The sequence below is a fragment of the Amycolatopsis sp. genome, assembly GCF_036008905.1.
Lineage (GTDB): Bacteria > Actinomycetota > Actinomycetes > Mycobacteriales > Pseudonocardiaceae > Amycolatopsis.
The window spans coordinates 34,002-51,083 of sequence record NZ_DASYMU010000139.1; the positions used below are offsets into that span (position 1 = coordinate 34,002).

The following is a 17,082-nucleotide window of genomic DNA, read 5'->3' on the forward strand; positions in this document are numbered from 1 at the left end:
CGAAGTGGACACTGGAGTGAAATGCGTACGAGGGCACTTGCGGCGGCGCTGGGCCTGACCGTGATCAACGGGTCGGTCCTGGCGCTCCGCGAGGTCCGCGCGGAGTACGGCGCGCGGGCCAAGGGAGTCCGCGCGGAGCGGATGCGCAACTCGCCGCAGTTCCGCGACGGCGCTTTCCGCAACGTGGCTCCCCCGGTCGAACGCACCGGGGCGAGCTACCGCGAAGTCATCCGCGAGATGTTGTTCGGGGACAAGAAGAACCAGCGCTACCCGACCGGGCCCATCCCGATGGTCACCCGGTCGCCGGCGGAACCGGCCACCACCGGACTGCACCTCACCTGGTACGGCCACGCGTCCGTGCTCGTCGAGATCGACGGCGCCCGCGTGCTGTTCGATCCCGTGTGGAGCGAGCGTGTCTCGCCGTTGCAGTTCGCCGGTCCCCACCGGCTCCACGAACCGCCCGTGGCACTGGAATCGCTGCCGAAGCTCGACGCGATCCTGATCTCCCACGACCACTACGACCATCTCGACATGGCGACCGTGCAGACCCTCGCCCGCACGCAGGCCGCGCCCTTTCTGGTACCACTGGGAATCGGCGCGCATCTCGAACGCTGGAAGGTCCCCGCGGACCGGATCATCGAACTCGACTGGGACGAGCACGCCGAGGTCGCCGGGCTGCGGCTGACGGCCACGCCCGCGCAGCATTTTTCGGGCCGCACCCTGACCCGCAACGACACCCTGTGGACGTCGTGGGTCGTCGCCGGGCCCGCCCACCGCGTCTATTACAGCGGTGACTCGGGCTATTTCGACGGTTACGCCAAGATCGGCGAAGAGCACGGCCCGTTCGACGCGGCGCTGATCCAGATCGGCGCGTACGACCCGGCCTGGCCGGACATCCACATGACGCCGGAAGAAGGCGTCGCCACCCATCTCGACCTCCGGGCGGAGCTGCTCGTCCCGGTGCATTGGGGCACGTTCAACCTCGCGATGCACCCGTGGACCGAGCCCGCCGACAGAGTGTGGGACGAGGCGAAGGCCCACGACGTCAAGCTGGCCGTCCCCCGGCCCGGCGAGCGAATCGACGTCGACAACCCGCCGACAGTCGACGGCTGGTGGCAGGCACTCGGTGTTGCTCCTCAGAGCCAGCCGTCGGGGCCTGGCCAGCTCAGGTAGTCGGGGACGGGCTCGGTGACGAGGTACCGGCCGCGGTGGTACAGCAGTGGCGCTCCATCGCGGACTTCGCCGAGCGCGGTCACGCGGCCGATCACGACGTAGTGGTCCCCGGCGTCGTGGACCGTCTCAAGAGCACAGTCGATCCACGTCAGCGCGCCGGACAGGAGTGGCGCGCCGGATGGTGACGGTGACCAGTCGAGCCCGGCGAACTTGTCCACGCCGGGCGCGCCGAACACGGCGCTGATCTCTCGCTGGCTTTCGGCGAGCACGTTGACGGCGAACGTCCCGGTGGCTTCGATCATCGGCCAGGTCCGGGAACTCTTGCCGGGACAGAACAACACCAGCGGCGGCTCGAGTGACAGCGCGGCGAACGACTGGCACGCGAATCCCGCCGGTGCCGTGCCGTCGCCCTGCGAGGTCACCACCGTGACCCCGGTGCAGAACTGCCCGAGCACCGCGCGGAACAACGAGGGTTCGACGGCGACGGAGGTCATTGCGGCTTCGCCCCCACGGAGAAGTCGTGTCCCCACAGGGAAACCGCGGTGCTCTCGCGGGCGATCCAGCTCTCGTCGTCGACCTGCCTGCCCTCGCAGCCGAATTCGACGTCGAACCCGCCGGGCGTCTTCATGTAGAAGGACAGCATCAGGTCGTTGACGTGCCTGCCCAGTGTCGCCGACATCGGTACCTTGCGCCGGAGCGCGCGATCGAGGCAGAGCCCGACGTCGTCGGTGTTCTCGACTTCGACCATCAGGTGCACGATCCCGCTCGGAGTGGGCATCGGCAGGAACGCGAGGCTGTGGTGGCGCGGGTTGCAGCCGAAGAAGCGCAGCCACGCGGGCGGGCCGTCGGCGGGCCGCCCGACGAACTGAGGCGGCAGCCGCATCGAGTCGCGCAGCCGGAAGCCGAGCACGTCCCGGTAGAACCGGAGAGACGCTTCATCGTCGCTTGTGGACAGTACGACGTGCCCGAGACCCTGTTCCTCGGTGACGAACCGGTGGCCGTAGGGGCTCACCACGCGGCGGTGTTCCAGTGCCACGCCGTGGAAAACCTCGAGGGTGTTACCCGAGGGATCGTCGAACACCACGAGCCCGTCGACGCGGCGATCCGCCAACTGCTCGGCCGTGCCCTCCTTGTAGGGGACGTCGTGCGCTTCGAGGCTCCGCCGGATTTCGTCGAGCTCGGCTTCCGTGGCGACCTCCCAGCCGGCCTGCGCGAGCCTGTCGTGTTCACCCGGCACGATGACCAGCCGGGCCGGGAAGTCGTCCATGCGCAGGTAAAGCGCGTCGGGGTCGGTGCCCTTGCCCTCGATCATGCCGAGCACCTTGAGACCGTACTCGCGCCACTTCGCCATGTCCGTGGCTTCGATGCGCAGGTAGCCCAGAGACCGGATACCCATCAGGAAGCTCCCAGAAAGTCGAGGGCCAGCCGGTTGAACTCGTCGAACTTCTCCAGCTGGGCCCAGTGTCCACAATGGCCGAACACGTGCAGCTGCGCGCGCGGGATGTTCTTCAGTGCCAGCAGAGCGCCGTCGAGCGGGTTGACCCTGTCCTCGCGGCCCCAGATCAGCAGGACGCGCTGACGCAGGCGATGCGCCTCGCGCCACAACATGCCCTGCTCGTAGGTTTCGGGCTGGGCGAACGACATCCCCATCGCGCGCATGGCGGCGAGCGACTCGGGTTTGCTCGCCGCTTCGAACCGCTCGTCGATCAGTTCCGGGGTGATCAAGGACTGGTCGTACACCATGATCCGCAGGAAGGCTTCGAGCTTCTCCTTGCTGGGCCCCGGAGGCGCCCCGAACCGGCCGAGGTTCTTGATTCCTTCGGTCGGGTCGGGCGCGAAGACGTTGACGCTCAACCCGCCCGGGCCCATCAGCACGAGCCGCCCCGCACGCGACGGATGGTTCAGCGCGAGCCGGACGGCCGCACCACCGCCGAGCGAGTTGCCGACGAAATGGGCCCGCTCGATCCCGAGTGAATCCATCAGCCCGACGACGGCGTCCGCGCTGTGCTTGAAGTACTGCTGATGCTCGGTGGGCTTGTCCGACAGCCCGAACCCGGGCTGGTCGATGGCCAAAGTGCGGTAGGACTTGGCGAACACCGGCAGGTTCCGGCCGAAGTTGCTCCATGCCGACGCGCCGGGCCCGCCACCGTGCAGCAGGATCAACGTCTCGCTGTGCTCGGCCCCGGCTTCGTGGTAGTGCAGCCGGAGGTCTTCGCGGACCTGGACGTACTTACCTTCGGCCACGGCTCACACCATCGCATTCTCAACCGGGAGGCCGAATTCGCCCGTGCCGAACATCGCGTAGGCGCGCTCGGCGTCGTTGGCCGCGTGCACCCGGCCGGAGTGGGCGTCCCGCCAGAACCGCTGGATCGGCGTGCCGCGTTTCAGCGCCCGGCCGCCGGAGTTCTCGAAAAGCCTGTCGATGGCGAAGATCGCCCGCTCGGTGCCGCGGACCTGGTCTCGCCGGACGCGCAGCCGGGTGGAGAACGGGAGCTTCTCCCCCGCGCACGCCAACTGGTAGAGCTCGTCGATGTTGTGGGTCAGCTGCAACCAGGCGGCGTCGATCTCGCTGGCCGCCTCGGCGATCCGCACCTTGGCGAACGGGTCCTCTTTGGACTGCTCGCCCGCGTAAGCCGCACGGACACGCTGCCGCTGATGCTCGACATGGGCGTCGTACGCGCCCTGTGCCATGCCGATGATCGGCGCGGTGATCGTGCTCGGATGCACCGAGCCGTAAGGAAGTTTGTACAGCGGGCCGGGATTCACCAGCTGCCCCGGCGTCTTGCACTTCGACGTGGCCATGAAGCTCAGCGCGCGGTGCTGCGGGATGAAGACGTCGTTCACCACGATGTCGTTGCTGCCGGTACCCCGCAGGCCGACGGTGTCCCACACGTCGTCGATGGTGTAGTCGCTGATCGGCAGCAGGTAGGTGCAGAAGTCCACGGGCTTGCCGTCTTTGACGGCGGGGGCGCCGAGCAGGACCCACGTCGAATGGTCGCAGCCGGACGAGAAGCTCCACTTCCCGGTCAGCCGGTAGCCGCCCTCGACGACCTGCGCCTTGCCCATGGGGGCGTAGGACGAGGAGATGCGGACGTCGATGTCCTCGCTCCACACGTCTTCCTGGGCCTGGGCGTCGAAAAGCGCCAGATGCCATGGGTGTACCCCGAGGATCGAAGCGACCCAGCCGGTGGAACCGCAGGCGCTGGCGATGAGTTTGACCGCGGTGTAGAAGCTCACCGGGTCGGATTCGTAGCCACCATAGGGTTTTGGCTGGAGCAGTTTGAAGAATCCGGTTTCCTGCAAGGACTTGATCGACTCATCCGGGATGCGCCGGGCGTCCTCGGTGTCCTGCGCCCGCTCCCGAAGGATCGGCAGCAGATCCTGGACCCCGGAAATCACCTCGGAGACACCCTTGCCTGTACTCATGGAAGAAGACTAGAACACGTTCTCGTTTTTGTCGAGAACGCCGTGCGCCAGCGCGCTGTTCACCCCTGCCCTGCGGCCGGAAAACACGCAGTCCGCCAGGGACAACCCGCTGACGTAGGACCTAGAACAGATTCCCACTGCCGATCTTCCGGCGGCGTACAGCCCACCGATCGGCTTCCCGTCTTCCCCGCGGACCCGGCCGGTGCTTTCGTCGACCGCGAGCCCGCCGAGGGTGAGCATCGGGCACGGGAACCCGAGATTGGGCTTGATGGAGACGTCCACGAGCGAATACGGCGGCGTGTCCAAGGCGCGCACGAACTCCGGTGGTTTGCCCATCGGATCCGGTCCACCGGTGTGATAGGCCTCGACCGTGGCCGTCAGGCCGTCGGCGTCGATGCCCGCCCGGTGTGCGATCCCGGCGAGCGAGTCCGCGGTGATTCTCCCGCGCCCCAGCAGATACACCGCTTGCAGCCACTGGAACCACTGACTCTGCTGTCGTGCGGTTTTCCGTGCCTCCCGGACGATCGCGTCGTCGATCAGCAGCCAGCCCTTGCCGTCGTGCCGCTGGATCATCGCTTCGCCCACGGCGGCCCCGTAACGCGTCTCGTCGATGATCCGGTGCCCGGCGGCGTCGACCAGGATCCCGCCGAGGAAAGCGCTGGGCGGGGTGATGAACCGCCACGCGGTGATCCGGGCCATCTCCGCGGTCGCCCCGCCGGCTTCGGTGCCCAGCCGGATGCCGGAACCGTCGTCGGCGGAGGTGCCGAGCGCGAGGCCGCCCCGATACTCGGGCGCGTGCTCGCGAACGAGCTCGCGGTTCGTGATGAACCCACCCGCGGAGAGCACGACTCCACGCCGCGCGGTGATCTCGATTTCCCGTGCGTAGCGGCGTTCCAGCGAGACCGCGCGTCGATGCAACGCCTTGCGCAGCGCGGGAACGTACAGCCCCGGCTTGGCCGAATAGCGCCCGAACAACCGGTGCGCGGTCCTCACCCACGCGGGCGCGTCACGCAGTGTGGCGACCTTCAAGCCGACGACCACACCCGCTTCCGTCACCAACGACACCGCGTTCGCCTGCGGCAGCACCTGGACACCGCGCTTGCGCACAGCCGACGCGAGCCGCGCGAAGAGGAGCTTGCCCGAGGTGCCGGGGCCCTTCACCCGATGTCCGCGCGCGGCGGGCTTGGCCGCGTCACGGAAGCCGCCCGCGGACTCGCTGCCCGAGTAGTAGAGGTAGTAGTCGTCGTTCGGATAGGACGTCTTATAGGGACAGAGACTGCCCTCGAACGGCACGCCGTTGCCCTCGAGCCAGGTGATCATCTCGGTGCTGCCCTCGCAGAACCGGCGGAGGGTCTCCTCGGACACGACGTCCCCCGTTTCGAGGCGCAGGTAGTCGTACATCGCGTCCACGGAATCGTCGACACCCGCGGCCGACTGCTGGGCCGTGCCACCGCCGGCGTAGACCACACCGCCACTCACCGCGCTGGCCCCGCCGCCTTGAAAACGGTCGACGACCAGCACCTTGGCGCCGGCGTCGGCGGCCTCTATCGCCGCACACGCGCCGGCCACCCCGAACCCCACGATCACCACGTCAGCAGAGAGATCAGCCATGTAGGTCACCCTAGAACTGGAACACGTTCTCGTCTATGGTGACCATAAGGGCGGCCACCTGGCTGCCAGCTTTCTATAACGCGTTCCATATTCGGCGCTACCGGAGGTGGCATGTCGGAGGAGTTCGACGTCGTCGTGGCAGGCAGTGGGGCTGCCGGCATGACCGCCGCACTGGCCGCCGCCAAGCTGGGCATGAGCGTCGTCGTCATCGAAAAGGCCCCCCGGTTCGGCGGCTCCACGGCCCGCTCCGGCGGAGGCGTGTGGATCCCGAACAACCCGGCGCTCAAGGCGGCCGGGGTCGAGGACACCCCCGAACTCGCCCGCGAGTACCTCGAAGCGATCGTCGGGGACATCGTCCCGGCGGACCGCCGTGACACCTTCCTCGACCGGGGTCCCGAAGTCGTCGAGTTCGTCCAGCGGCACACCCCGCTCCGGCTGCAATGGGTCCCCGGCTACTCCGACTACCACCCGGAGGCGCCGGGCGGCCGCGCCGGAGGCCGCTCGTGCGAACCCTCGGCGCTCGACGGGCACGTCCTGGGCGCCGAGCTCGCGAATCTTGAGCCGCCGTACAGCGCCGCGCCGCTGGGGGTGCCGATCACCCAGGCCGACTACCGCTGGCTCAGTCTCCTGGCCCGCCATCCGCGCGGGATCGTCAAACTGACGTCGCTCGGGCTTCGGTGGCTGGTTGGCCGGGTCCGGCGCAAACACCTGCTTTCCATGGGGCAAGCGCTTGCGGCCGGGCTTCGGGCCGGGTTGCAGCGCGAGAACGTCCCGGTCTGGCTCGACACGCCGTTGCTGGACCTGCGGGTCGAAGGCGACGCCGTCACCGGGGTCGTCGTCCGCCGGAATGGCGAGGAGACCACGCTGACGGCCCGGCTCGGCGTGATCCTCGCGTGCGGCGGGTTCGAGCGGAACGAGGAGATGCGCGCCAAGTACCAGCGCGCGCCGATCGGCACCGAGTGGACCGTCGGCGCCGAGGCCAACACGGGCGACGGCATCACCGCCGGGATGAAGCTCGGCGCGGCGGTCGACCTGATGGACGACGCGTGGTGGGGTCCGTCGATCCCGCTGACCGGCGGGCCGTGGTTCGCGCTCGCGGAACGCTCTCGGCCCGGCTGCCTGCTCGTCGACGCGCGGGGCGAGCGGTTCGTCAACGAGTCGGCGCCGTACGTCGAAGCCGTGCACGCGATGTACGGCAAGGGCGACGGCCCCGGCGAGCACATCCCGACCTGGCTGGTGTTCGACCAGCGCTACCGCAATCGGTACATGTTCACCGGGATCGGGCCGCGCCAGCCGTTGCCGGGACGCTGGTTCAAAGCCGGTGTCGCGGCGAAGGCGAGCACGCTGGAATCGCTGGCCGAGCGCATCGACATCCCCGCCGAAGCACTGGCGGCCACCGTGGAGCGCTTCAACGGCTTCGCCCGAACGGGTGTCGATGAGGATTTCCGCCGCGGCGAAAGTGCCTACGACCACTACTACGGCGACCCGCGCAACCGGCCCAACCCGAGCCTCGGGCCGCTCGAGGTCGCGCCGTACTACGCCATCAAGATCGTCCCCGGCGACCTCGGCACCAAGGGCGGGCTCCGCACGGACGCCCAGGCCAGGGTGCTGCGCGAGGACGGCACGGTCATCAACGGCCTGTACGCCGCCGGAAACGCGAGCGGCGCGGTGATGGGCCGCACCTACGCCGGACCCGGCGCGACGATCGGGCCGGCGATGGTTTTCGGCTACCTTGCGGCGGAGCACCTCGCCGCCAAGAATCAAGACTGACCGGGAGGTAAACAATGACGCACGATTCCGTCAGGCAGATCGACGCGGGCGCGCCCCCGACCCGGTTCGCACGCGGCTGGCACTGTCTCGGCCTCGCCGACTCGTTCAGGGACGGCAAACCGCACGCCATCACCGCGTTCGGCACCAAGCTGGTGGTCTTCCAGAACTCCGCCGGCGAGCTGAACGTGCTCGACGGGTATTGCCGTCACATGGGCGGTGACCTCACCCAGGGCACGGTGAAGGGCGACGAGATCGCCTGCCCGTTCCACGACTGGCGCTGGAACGGCAACGGCAAATGCGTGTCGATCCCTTACGCCAAAAGGGTTCCGCTCCGGGCACGGACGAAGTCGTGGCTCACCTTGGAGGAGAACAAGCAGCTCTTCGTCTGGAACGACCCGCAGGGCAACCCGCCGCCCGCCGACGTCGTCATCCCGCGCATCGACGGGGTGTTCACCGGCGAGTGGAGCAACTGGTCGTGGGACTCGGTGCTGATCGAGGGCTCCCACTGCCGCGAGATCATCGACAACATGGTCGACATGGCGCATTTCTTCTACATCCACTACGCGTTCCCGACCTATTTCAAGAACATTTTCGAAGGCCACATCGCGACGCAGTACCTCAACACCAAGGGCCGGCCCGACGCCGGGATGGCGTCGAACTACGGCGGTGAGGAAAACCTGCTGCGTTCCGAGGCGTCGTACTTCGGGCCGTCGTACATGATCAACAAACTCCTCAACACCTACAACGGGTTCGAGATCGAAAACGTGCTGATCAACTGCCACTACCCGGTCACCGAGAACTCGTTCATGCTGCAGTGGGGCATGAGCATCAAGAAACTTCCCGGGGTCTCCGACGACCAGGCGGACAAGCTCGCGCGGAAGTTCGCCAAAGGGATCGGCGTCGGTTTCCTACAGGACGTGGAGATCTGGAAGAACAAGTCGCGGATCGACAACCCCTTGCTGTGTGAGGAAGACGGCCCGGTGTACCAGCTGCGGCGGTGGTACGACCAGTTCTATGTGGACGTCGAGGACATCGGTGAGGACATGACCCGGCGCTTCGAGTTCGAAGTGGACACCACGCGCGCCAACGAGGCGTGGACGAAGGAGGTCGCGGACAACCTGGCCCGGCGAGAGGCGGGCGTGTGACCGCCGAACTGACCGAATTCCTCACCGGCGGCCTGCGGCCGGTGGGCTGCCGGGCGTGCGGAACCCGGGTGCTGGTCAAGAAGAACAGCACCCAGCACACCAGCATCCAATGGACCTCGAACGCGGCGAGCAGCTGTCCCGTGTTCGCCGCGGAGGCCTCCGCCGGCGCGAACACGGCCCTGCTCGACACCTGCGAACAACTCGGTGCCAGCATCGAAAGCGCCGTCCGGGAGGGTCATTTGAAGGTCGCCGATGAATGATCCGGCGTTCCACACGCTGACCGTGTCCCGGGTGATCACCGAAACCCGCGACGCGCATTCGGTCGTGCTCAAGACGCCACCCGAACTCGCGGAAGCCTTCCGTTACCTGCCAGGGCAATTCCTCACCGTGCGCGTCCCGAGCGACCGCACCGGCTCGGTCGCCCGGTGTTATTCCCTTTCCAGCGCCCCGCATGAAGGCACGCTCAAGGTGACCATCAAGCGGACCGTCGACGGCTACGGGTCGAACTGGATCTGCGACAACCTTCGTGAGGGCGCGGAACTCGACGTCCTGGCACCCGCCGGGGTCTTCACACCGAAGTCGCTCGACGCGGATTTCCTGTTCCTGGCCGCCGGAAGCGGGATCACCCCGGTGATGTCCATCCTGAAATCCGTGCTGGAGAAGGGAACCGGCCGGATCGTGCTCGTCTACGCGAACCGGGACGAGCAGTCGGTGATCTTCGCCGACGAATTGGCCGCGCTCGCGCACCGGCACGACGACAGGCTGGTCGTCATCCACTGGCTCGAAACCGTGCAGGGCATGCCGAGCCCGCGGCACCTGCGCGCACTGGCCACTCCACACGCCGGCCGCGAGGCCTTCATCTGCGGCCCGGGCCCGTTCATGGACGCCGCGCGGCAGGCCTTGAAGGACCTGGATGTGCCGCGCCAGCGCATCCACGTCGAACGTTTCGTTTCCCTGGCCGGAAACCCGTTCGAAGCCGCCGGCCCGGCCGTCGAAGACGTCAGCGCCCCAGCGGGTCTGACCGTCGACCTCGACGGCACCCAGCACAGTTTCGCGTGGCCCCGGCAGACGAAACTGCTGGACCTGTTACTGGACAAGGGCTTGAACGCGCCCTACTCGTGCCGCGCCGGCCAATGCAGCGCGTGCGCCTGCCGGATCGTCTCCGGTGAGGTGAAAATGCTCAACAACGAGATACTGGATTCCGACGACATAGCGGACGGAATCGTGCTGGCGTGCCAGTCGCTTCCGCTCACCGACGACGTCTCCGTAAGCTATGAGTGAGTGGTTGCGACCGGAAGGTCGCTGAGGGTATTCGGCGGATCCAGGTTTTCGCTGGGTGTGCTGCCGGAAGACCCTCGTACCGGTGTTGTACTCGGGTCTTCCGGCCGTGCGTCCAGCGGGAAGCTGGGCCGTCGAGACACCTGGCGACCTTCCGGTCGTGACCACTAGGGTCGGTTAATGCCTATTGATCCCACGGTCGCCATCGGCGCCGAACTCGGTGAAGTCGCGTTTTCCTGGACGGCTTCAGACGTCCTGCTGTACCACCTGGCGCTGGGCGCCGGAGCGGACCCGACGTCCGCGCGGGAACTGCGCTACACCTACGAACGCGACCTGCGTGTGCTGCCGACGTTCGCGACGGTCGCGGCGAACCTCCGCACCTTCGAGCCGCCTGCGGTCTCGTTCCCGGGGGTCGAGATCGACCTGGCGAAGGTGCTGCACGGGAAGCAGGAGATCATCGCGCACCGGCCGATCCCGGTCGCGGGCAAGGGTGTCGCGCGGTCGCGGATCGCGGACGTGTTCGACAAGGGCAAGGCCGCGGTGATCGTCCAGGAAACCGTCGTCACCGGCTCGGACGGCAGTCCTTTGTGGACTTCCCGCTCGACCATCTTCGCCCGCGGCGAAGGCGGCTTCGGCGGTGAACGCGGCCCGTCGGACCGCGTCGAGCCACCCACCGGCGAACCGGACGCCGTGCTCGACACGCCGACCCTGCCGCAGCAGGCGGCTTTGTACCGCCTGTGCGGAGACCTCAACCCGCTGCACATCGATCCGGAGTTCGCCCGGAGCGCGGGATTCGGCCTGCCGATCCTGCACGGACTGTGCACCTACGGAATCGTCGCGAAAGCCGTCACGGACGCGTTCCTCGACGGCGACGCCTCACGAGTCGCCGGTTTCGCCACGAAGTTCGCCGGCGTCGTCTTCCCCGGCGAGCCCCTCCGCACCCAAGTCTGGCGCGACGGCGAGCGCCTGCTCGTCACCACCACCGCCCCGAACCGCGACAACGCCCCCGTCCTCTCCGACGCCATCCTCACCGTGCGCTCCTGACCGCCGCTTCGAAAAATCAGAGTGCCGTGATCAACATGAAGCCCATCCCGGCGCCCATGACGCTCCGGCAGAGCTCCCTGGACGCGACGCCCGCCTCGGCACGGGTCTTGACGGCGAGTACTCCCGAGCGAGCGGCGTCGACAGCGAAGTACCCGGCCGCCACGACGGCGACGACCGGCCAGGCAAGATTGCCCGCTGTGTCCATTGTGGACATGGTGAGCCAGGGCCCGTGGGTCGTTCCACTGTGGGGCATCGCGAAGATCATGTAGAGCATCGCGATCGCCGACAGCGCGTGATGAGCGCACTGACCATGAGGCGAAGTGTGGCCGGAGACATGCCGGCCACGCCACCACGAGAACAGGAACCACGAACCCGCCACGAGGAACACCGCTTCCCAGCCAGCGGCCGGGATCGGCCCCCCGATCGGGGACAGCATCGCCACCATGGCCAGGACAAGCAGCAGCTCGGCGACGTCACCGGTCCGGGTGGCCTGTCCCAATCGGACGTAGTCGAGGCGCACCAGTCTCAGCACGCACGGCAGGGTGAGAATCAGGAACACACCCGTCATGACCCACGACACCACCACGAAACCGTGCACGCGCCAGGCCTGCCGCTACGAGACGGCTTCGGCGGTGAACAGCTTGTCGAGAGCGCCTTCCTTGACGTCCGAGACAAGCACGTGCAGCTGCTCCAGGCTCATCTGAATACGGGCACGGAAGTCATCGGTGATGACGACCCTGCGCTCCTCGTCGGCGGCGTTGTCGATGAAGAGTTCCGGGCAGCCGCAGTTGCATTGGCCGCAAAAGGTGATGATGTGTTCGAGCGGCTCACGAGCTGCCATATCTGCCTCACTCTGAGTTGCGGGATGTCCCCACCACCGTGACAGGTGCGGGGGCCCCCGCACCAGCCATCAATGAGGTGATCTCGTTGACCCACAAGGACGACGGACCCGTCACTCAAACACGACAACCGGCGGCCCGGTTCAGGCGCACCACACCGTGAAGTCGTGATCGGCCGAGTACCTGAGCTGGACCACCCGGCACCCGGGGCCGATCGCGATCGGCCCCGGCTGGTCCGGATTGACCTCCTCCAGCGGCCCGACACTGGTGTACGCGCCCTCACCGGTTCCCGCGTTGTCCCTGACGGCGGCGACATTGAGGATTTTCACCCTGCGCCCGAAAGCGGTCGAAACGAACAGCAAAGTCTTTCCGTTGCAGGGGATCGACACGTAGTCGTCGGGGGCGGCCTTCACGATCATGTAGTCATCCTCGTCTGTGTCGATCGGTCGGTTGAGCAGCAGTGAGCCGCGGTTGCGGTCGACATCGCCGGTGATGCCCGAGACCCGGCCCGTGCTCGTGTACTGGTGCACGTCGTGCGGGACGGTGAGGTTCGCGCCGTAGCGCGCCCCCCACACCTTCAGCCCCGGCACCGCCGCGCGGACGGGCCCGAGGACCCCGTTCAGCATGGAGTTGTTGGCGTACAGGCACGGCACATGACCACGGGCCGCGACATGGTTGAGGAACCGGATGGAGAAGTCGATCGCGGCGGCACCGGGCACGAAAGGATCTTCGAGGTCGAGCGCGGGCGCGAGGTCCAGCGCTCCGTAAGCCGAGCAGCGGTCGATGAGGCGGTTGGCCTGGGCGATCGGGTCGCCGGGCTGGGCGTAGTGGTACCCGCCCATCACGATGCCGACGCTGCGGCCCGCGGCGACATAACCGTAGTCGTCGCGATTGGTGTTGCCGTCACTCAGCTTGATCCACGCGAACTCGATCCCGGCCGCGCGCACGGCATTCCAGTCGGTGACCTTGTTGTAGAGACCGTAAAGGTCGACACCCTCAGCCATGATGGGGCGATTCCTTCCCGCGGAAACATGGGACAAAGTCTGCACACTTGATCAGCACACCGTTAATCGCCGACAGGATACCGCGACCGGCGCATTGATGCAGCGGGGTTCGGGCAATCCGCACGCCCCGGCGACCGTTGCGGCAGAACAGAAGATCAACTTCCGCGCAGGACGAGACCGCTCGTCGGCACCCCGGTTCCGGCTGTGACCACTACGTTTCCAACGTCCGGCACCTGGTTCACGGAGGTCCCGCGGATTTGGCGCACCGCTTCGGCGATGCCGTTCATACCATGGATATAGGCCTCGCCGAGCTGACCGCCGTGCGGGTTCAACGGCAGTTTCCCCGTCAGTTGCAAAGTGTCACCCTGGATGTAATCCTTCGCCTCCCCCCGGCCACAGAAGCCGAGTTCTTCCAGTTGCATAAGAACGTACGGCGTGAAGTGGTCGTACAGCACGGCGACATCCACGTCCTGCGGTGTCAGGCCGGACTGCGCCCACAACTGCCTGCCCACCACGCCCATCTCGGGCAGGGCGGCCAATTCGTCGCGGTAGTAGCTGGTCATCACGTACTGGTCCGGTCCACTGCCCTGTGCCGCGGCGGCGATGAACGCGGGCCGCTGCGCGAGATCGCGCGCCCGCTCGGCACTCGTGATCACCAGCGCCACCCCGCCGTCGCTCTCCTGGCAGCAGTCGAGCAGGTGCAGCGGTTCCGCGACCCAGCGGGATGACTGGTGCTGCGCCAAGGTGATCGGCTTGCCGTGGAACCAGGCCTTCGGGTTGGTCGCGGCGTGTTTCCGGTCCAGCACGGCGATCCGGCCGAAGTCCTCGCTGGTCGCACCGTATTCGTGCATGTACCGCCTGGCCAGCATGGCGACGGTGGCGGCGGGGGTGGCGATGCCCATCGGGTAGTGGAAACTGTTGTCGACGCCCGAAGAGTTCACCTGCTGGGCGGCGGCTTCGGACACCTGGCCGAACCGGTGGCCGGAGCGTTCGTTGAACGCGCGGTAGGCGACGACGACTTCGGCGACACCGGTGGCCACGGCCATCGCCGCCTGCTGCACGGTGGCCGCCGCCGCTCCCCCGCCGTAGTGGATCCGGCTGAAGAAGCTCAGGTCGCCCATGCCGAGTTCACGCGCGACGGAGATTTCGCTGTTGGCGTCCATGGTGAACGAGACCAGTCCGTCCACATCGGACGGTTTGAGACCGGCGTCGTCCAGTGCCGCCCGCACCGATTCCGAGGCCAGGCGCAGTTCGGACCGTCCCGAGTCCTTGGAGAACTCGGTCGCGCCGATCCCGGCGATCGCGGCTTTCCCGGACAGCGTCACGAAATCCCTCCCGGCAAGGTGAGTTCGACGGTGCCGGTGACGTGCGCGCCGAGGCCGTCCGTCCCGGTCACCTCGACGACGACGTCCGCCCCGGTTTTCTCGATCACGCGACCGGACAACGTCAGCGTGTCGTAGGCGTACAACGGGACCCCGAGCCGGATCTTGATCGATCGCACCAGCGCCTCGGGCCCGGCCCAGCCGGTGACGAACCGCTGCACGAGACCGGTGTCGGTCAGGATGTTGACGAAGATGTCCTTCGACCCCCTGGCCACCGCGGAATCCCGGTCGTGGTGGACGTCCTGGAAGTCGCGGGTCGCGAGCGCGGTGCTCACCACGAAGGTCGGGGTCGCTTCGATCGTCAGCGGCGGCAGCTCGGTGCCGACGTCCACGGGGGTGCTCATGACACGGCCCGCCAGGCCGGGAGGGTCAGTTCTTCGTCTATGCGCAGGAAAGCCACTTCGACGGACTGTCCTATCCGGACTGTTTCGGGATCGGCTCCCAGCAGTTCCCCGAGCACGCGAACACCTTCCTCCAATTCCACCAGCGCCACCACGAACGGCAGTTCCTTGCCGGGCACAGGCGGGTGATGGTGCACGACGTAGCTGTAGACCCGACCTCGACCGGACGCGACGACGTAGCCGGGCACCAGGTCGAGATCGCCGTCGGGGGGCATCGGGCCCGGCGGGTGGCGCAGGGTTTCGCCCCAGCGCTGGATTCGCAGCTCACCCGCGCGCGTGCCGGCCCAGAAGAACTCGGTGTCCTTGCTGATCACGGGCCGGAGTACTTGGAGTGACGGCGGTTCGGCGGCGGGCGGGCGGAACTTGAGGACCCGGAACACCATGTCGGACACGGGTTCCTCGCCGACGTACCAGGTGGTGCGGGTGGTCACGAACCACCCTTCGCCCAGTGCCGTTTTCTTCGGGCCCGCAACGCCTTCGAGTTTGGTCGTGGCGGAAACGTGGTCACCGGGGCGGAGATAGCGGTGGTAGGTCTGCTCGGAGTTGGTGGCCACGACCGAGGTGAAGCCCTCGGCGTCCAGGTGGGCCATCATCGCGGCGAGCGGATCGTCGTCGGCCCTGGTGCCGTGCAGGCCGTTCATCGTCCACACCTGGGCCATCGCGGGCGGCGCGACGAGGCCGCCATGGACCGAGCCGCGGGCGAACCCGGCGTCGGTGTAGACCGGGTTGGTGTCCCCGATGGCTTCGACCCAGTTGTTCACCATGGCCTGGTTGACCGGGTCACGGGCCAATCGCGGCGCGGATTCCCCTTGGGCGGCGATCTTTTCGGCGGCTTCCTCGATCTTCATCGTGGCACCCGCGGCAATCCGAGCCCGGCGGTCGCGATCAGTTCGCGCTGGATCTCGTTGACCCCGCCGCCGAAGGTGAGCACCAGGTTCCGTTTCGCCAGCACGTCCAGCCAGGCGGCCAGCGCGGCCGTGTCCGGTTCGGCCGGGTCACCGTGTCGCGCCACGATCTCCTCCAGTAGCCGGCTGATGCGCTGGATCCGCTCCGAGCCGAAGATCTTCGTCGCCGACGCGTCCGCGATGTCGAGCTGCGCCGCCGAGGCGACCTGCCAGTTCAGCAGCTCGTTGATCCGCATGGTGGCCAGGGTTTCGGCGAGCACGCCGCGGACGTCGGGCAGGTTCAGCAGCGGTGTGCCGTCCGGTGTCTTGCGCGCGGACGCCCAGTTGCGCACGCGGTCGTAGAGACCGGCGATCCGGCCGGCAGGCCCGAGCATGACGCGTTCGTGGTTGAGCTGGGTGGTGATCAGCTTCCAGCCTTCGTTTTCCTTGCCCACCAGCATGTTCGCCGGGACGCGGACGTCCTGGTAGTAGGTGGAGTTCACGTGGTGGGCACCGTCGCAGGTGATGATCGGGGTCCAGGAGTAGCCGGGATCCCTGGTGTCCACGATGAGGATCGAGATCCCGCGGTGCTTGGGCGCGGCCGGGTCGGTGCGGACGGCGAGCCAGACGAAGTCGGCGTCGTGACCACCGGTGGTGAAGATCTTCTGGCCGTTGACGACGTACTCGTCGCCGTCCCGGACCGCGGAAGTCCGTAGCGAGGCGAGGTCCGTGCCGGCGCCGGGCTCGGTGTAGCCGATCGCGAAATGGATCTCACCGGCGAGGATCTTGGGCAGGAACAGGGATTTCTGTTCGGCGGTCCCGAAATCCTGCAGCGTCGGGCCGACGGTTTGGAGGGTGACCGACGGCAGCTGGACGTCGGCCCTGGCGGCTTCGTCGACGAAGATGTGCTGCTCGATCTCGCCGAACCCACGCCCGCCGTGCTCGACCGGCCAGCCGACACCGAGCCTGCCGTCGCGGCCCATCCGGCGCACGATGTCGCGGTAGATGGGCCCGTGGCGCTCGCGGAACATCGCCTGGCGTTCCTCGGGTGACACCAGACCGGCGAAGTATCCGCGGAGCTCCGCCCGCAGTTCCTGTTGCTGCGCGGTCAGTTCCAGTCGCATG

At 67.5% G+C, this 17,082-nt stretch carries 18 protein-coding genes; 6 read left to right on the forward strand and 12 right to left on the reverse strand.

The features are described 5' to 3' along the window. Positions 1–21 precede the first annotated feature (21 nt). A complete protein-coding gene (locus VGP60_RS24120) occupies positions 22–1,173 on the forward strand; it encodes an MBL fold metallo-hydrolase (protein ID WP_327550345.1) in 1,152 nt (383 codons plus the stop codon). Here VGP60_RS24120 and hsaB read toward each other — a convergent pair. From hsaB to VGP60_RS24145, 5 genes are read right to left on the reverse strand one after another with little or no spacing between them, the layout of a single operon-like run. After that, the gene (gene hsaB / locus VGP60_RS24125; RefSeq protein ID WP_327550346.1) at positions 1,137–1,667 is read right to left on the reverse strand and encodes a 3-hydroxy-9,10-secoandrosta-1,3,5(10)-triene-9,17-dione monooxygenase reductase subunit; all 531 of its coding nucleotides are present in this window, start codon (positions 1,665–1,667) and stop codon (positions 1,137–1,139) included. The genes VGP60_RS24120 and hsaB overlap by 37 nt on opposite strands. Continuing rightward, positions 1,664–2,569, reverse strand: a complete 906-nt coding sequence (gene hsaC / locus VGP60_RS24130) for an iron-dependent extradiol dioxygenase HsaC (RefSeq protein WP_327550347.1) — start codon at positions 2,567–2,569, stop codon at positions 1,664–1,666. Before hsaC ends, hsaB begins: the two co-directional genes overlap by 4 nt. Then, positions 2,569–3,417: a 4,5:9,10-diseco-3-hydroxy-5,9,17-trioxoandrosta-1(10),2-diene-4-oate hydrolase gene (hsaD, locus tag VGP60_RS24135; RefSeq protein WP_327550348.1), complete on the reverse strand. Its 849-nt coding sequence runs from the start codon at positions 3,415–3,417 to the stop codon at positions 2,569–2,571. The genes hsaC and hsaD overlap by 1 nt, the downstream gene beginning before the upstream one ends. A 3-nt stretch (positions 3,418–3,420) precedes the next feature. Further along, entirely contained in the window at positions 3,421–4,599 is a 1,179-nt protein-coding gene (gene hsaA / locus VGP60_RS24140) for a 3-hydroxy-9,10-secoandrosta-1,3,5(10)-triene-9,17-dione monooxygenase oxygenase subunit (RefSeq protein ID WP_327550349.1), read from the reverse strand. Positions 4,600–4,608: 9 nt separating this feature from the next. After that, the gene (locus tag VGP60_RS24145) at positions 4,609–6,210 is read right to left on the reverse strand and encodes an FAD-binding protein (RefSeq protein ID WP_327550350.1); all 1,602 of its coding nucleotides are present in this window, start codon (positions 6,208–6,210) and stop codon (positions 4,609–4,611) included. Positions 6,211–6,321: 111 nt separating this feature from the next. Between VGP60_RS24145 and kstD the strand changes: the two genes are divergently transcribed. The 5 genes from kstD (at position 6,322) to VGP60_RS24170 (ending at position 11,447) form a co-directional block, all read left to right on the forward strand. Beyond that, positions 6,322–7,980 carry a 3-oxosteroid 1-dehydrogenase gene (kstD, locus tag VGP60_RS24150; RefSeq protein ID WP_327550351.1) on the forward strand — a complete coding sequence of 553 codons (1,659 nt, stop codon included), beginning with the start codon at positions 6,322–6,324 and terminating at the stop codon, positions 7,978–7,980. 14 nt (positions 7,981–7,994) lie between these two features. After that, positions 7,995–9,125, forward strand: a complete 1,131-nt coding sequence (locus tag VGP60_RS24155; RefSeq protein WP_327550352.1) for a Rieske 2Fe-2S domain-containing protein — start codon at positions 7,995–7,997, stop codon at positions 9,123–9,125. Continuing rightward, entirely contained in the window at positions 9,122–9,385 is a 264-nt protein-coding gene (locus tag VGP60_RS24160; protein WP_327550353.1) for a hypothetical protein, read from the forward strand. The genes VGP60_RS24155 and VGP60_RS24160 overlap by 4 nt, the downstream gene beginning before the upstream one ends. After that, the gene (locus tag VGP60_RS24165; protein WP_327550354.1) at positions 9,378–10,406 is read left to right on the forward strand and encodes a ferredoxin--NADP reductase; all 1,029 of its coding nucleotides are present in this window, start codon (positions 9,378–9,380) and stop codon (positions 10,404–10,406) included. Before VGP60_RS24160 ends, VGP60_RS24165 begins: the two co-directional genes overlap by 8 nt. Positions 10,407–10,583: 177 nt before the next feature. After that, positions 10,584–11,447, forward strand: coding sequence for a MaoC/PaaZ C-terminal domain-containing protein (locus tag VGP60_RS24170; protein WP_327550355.1), 864 nt, complete (start codon positions 10,584–10,586; stop codon positions 11,445–11,447). A gap of 16 nt (positions 11,448–11,463) precedes the next feature. On the opposite strand, the gene VGP60_RS24175 is transcribed toward VGP60_RS24170, so the two are convergent. The 7 genes from VGP60_RS24175 to VGP60_RS24205 form a co-directional block, all read right to left on the reverse strand. Beyond that, positions 11,464–12,015 (reverse strand): DUF5134 domain-containing protein, encoded by a 552-nt coding sequence (locus tag VGP60_RS24175; RefSeq protein ID WP_327550356.1) that lies wholly within the window; start codon positions 12,013–12,015, stop codon positions 11,464–11,466. A 45-nt stretch (positions 12,016–12,060) separates the two neighbouring features. Then, the gene (locus VGP60_RS24180) at positions 12,061–12,288 is read right to left on the reverse strand and encodes a hypothetical protein (protein WP_327550357.1); all 228 of its coding nucleotides are present in this window, start codon (positions 12,286–12,288) and stop codon (positions 12,061–12,063) included. 141 nt (positions 12,289–12,429) lie between these two features. Further along, positions 12,430–13,290 (reverse strand): glycoside hydrolase family 25 protein, encoded by an 861-nt coding sequence (locus VGP60_RS24185; protein ID WP_327550358.1) that lies wholly within the window; start codon positions 13,288–13,290, stop codon positions 12,430–12,432. A 155-nt stretch (positions 13,291–13,445) separates the two neighbouring features. Further along, entirely contained in the window at positions 13,446–14,615 is a 1,170-nt protein-coding gene (locus VGP60_RS24190; protein WP_327550359.1) for a lipid-transfer protein, read from the reverse strand. Next, positions 14,612–15,016, reverse strand: coding sequence for a MaoC family dehydratase (locus VGP60_RS24195; protein WP_327550360.1), 405 nt, complete (start codon positions 15,014–15,016; stop codon positions 14,612–14,614). The genes VGP60_RS24190 and VGP60_RS24195 overlap by 4 nt, the downstream gene beginning before the upstream one ends. Continuing rightward, entirely contained in the window at positions 15,013–15,921 is a 909-nt protein-coding gene (locus VGP60_RS24200) for a bifunctional MaoC family dehydratase N-terminal/OB-fold nucleic acid binding domain-containing protein (RefSeq protein WP_327550361.1), read from the reverse strand. Before VGP60_RS24200 ends, VGP60_RS24195 begins: the two co-directional genes overlap by 4 nt. Next, complete coding sequence (locus tag VGP60_RS24205; RefSeq protein WP_327550362.1) at positions 15,918–17,081, reverse strand: acyl-CoA dehydrogenase family protein; 1,164 nt, start codon at positions 17,079–17,081, stop codon at positions 15,918–15,920. Before VGP60_RS24205 ends, VGP60_RS24200 begins: the two co-directional genes overlap by 4 nt. Position 17,082: the final 1 nt, after the last annotated feature.

What these genes read in the sequence shown, in the direction of transcription:
- VGP60_RS24195 (WP_327550360.1), bottom strand. Translation starts at nt 15,016, where the DNA reads ATGAGCACCCCCGTGGACGTCGGCACCGAGCTGCCGCCGCTGACGATC.
- VGP60_RS24175 (WP_327550356.1), bottom strand. Translation starts at nt 12,015, where the DNA reads ATGACGGGTGTGTTCCTGATTCTCACCCTGCCGTGCGTGCTGAGACTG.
- VGP60_RS24120 (WP_327550345.1), top strand. Translation starts at nt 22, where the DNA reads ATGCGTACGAGGGCACTTGCGGCGGCGCTGGGCCTGACCGTGATCAAC.
- kstD (WP_327550351.1), top strand. Translation starts at nt 6,322, where the DNA reads ATGTCGGAGGAGTTCGACGTCGTCGTGGCAGGCAGTGGGGCTGCCGGC.
- hsaA (WP_327550349.1), bottom strand. Translation starts at nt 4,599, where the DNA reads ATGAGTACAGGCAAGGGTGTCTCCGAGGTGATTTCCGGGGTCCAGGAT.
- VGP60_RS24185 (WP_327550358.1), bottom strand. Translation starts at nt 13,290, where the DNA reads ATGGCTGAGGGTGTCGACCTTTACGGTCTCTACAACAAGGTCACCGAC.
- VGP60_RS24145 (WP_327550350.1), bottom strand. Translation starts at nt 6,210, where the DNA reads ATGGCTGATCTCTCTGCTGACGTGGTGATCGTGGGGTTCGGGGTGGCC.
- hsaC (WP_327550347.1), bottom strand. Translation starts at nt 2,569, where the DNA reads ATGGGTATCCGGTCTCTGGGCTACCTGCGCATCGAAGCCACGGACATG.
- VGP60_RS24165 (WP_327550354.1), top strand. Translation starts at nt 9,378, where the DNA reads ATGAATGATCCGGCGTTCCACACGCTGACCGTGTCCCGGGTGATCACC.
- VGP60_RS24200 (WP_327550361.1), bottom strand. Translation starts at nt 15,921, where the DNA reads ATGAAGATCGAGGAAGCCGCCGAAAAGATCGCCGCCCAAGGGGAATCC.
- VGP60_RS24170 (WP_327550355.1), top strand. Translation starts at nt 10,584, where the DNA reads ATGCCTATTGATCCCACGGTCGCCATCGGCGCCGAACTCGGTGAAGTC.
- VGP60_RS24205 (WP_327550362.1), bottom strand. Translation starts at nt 17,081, where the DNA reads ATGCGACTGGAACTGACCGCGCAGCAACAGGAACTGCGGGCGGAGCTC.
- VGP60_RS24155 (WP_327550352.1), top strand. Translation starts at nt 7,995, where the DNA reads ATGACGCACGATTCCGTCAGGCAGATCGACGCGGGCGCGCCCCCGACC.
- VGP60_RS24180 (WP_327550357.1), bottom strand. Translation starts at nt 12,288, where the DNA reads ATGGCAGCTCGTGAGCCGCTCGAACACATCATCACCTTTTGCGGCCAA.
- hsaB (WP_327550346.1), bottom strand. Translation starts at nt 1,667, where the DNA reads ATGACCTCCGTCGCCGTCGAACCCTCGTTGTTCCGCGCGGTGCTCGGG.